This is a genomic window from Mesorhizobium sp. M3A.F.Ca.ET.175.01.1.1 (assembly GCF_004791945.1).
Lineage (GTDB): Bacteria > Pseudomonadota > Alphaproteobacteria > Rhizobiales > Rhizobiaceae > Mesorhizobium.
Genome location: NZ_SRTP01000325.1, coordinates 1 through 300 on the forward strand (window position 1 = coordinate 1; position 300 = coordinate 300).

General features: G+C 63.3%; 1 protein-coding gene. It reads right to left on the bottom strand.

Annotation, left to right across the window (positions count from 1 at the left end; all coding sequences use genetic code 11):
- Positions 1-88: 88 nt before the first annotated feature.
- Positions 89-300 (bottom strand): alpha/beta fold hydrolase (locus tag EN818_RS31835; protein ID WP_135906745.1); only part of this gene is annotated, 212 nt, incomplete at its 5' end.

The window sequence follows — 300 nt, forward strand, 5'->3', positions numbered from 1 at the left end:
ACGTCCAGCCAATAATGACGCTTCGGACGAGGCAAGAGAGACCGCCCTGCAGCGGTCTCATCAAATCCATCGGACGGCTGGGCCATTCTCAGCAGTTTTGAACAGCGGCCACAGCCTTTCGGATTGCATCGATGACGACGGTGGGCTGGGAGAGCATCGGCACATGGCTGCTCGCCACCTCGGTGACGGTCGCTCCCATGCGCTTCGAAACCCAGCGCTGGAGCTCGGGATGCACGGTGTGGTCCTTCGTAGCCAGCACGTACCAGCTCGGCTTGCTCCGCCAGGCGACCTGGCCGGCGG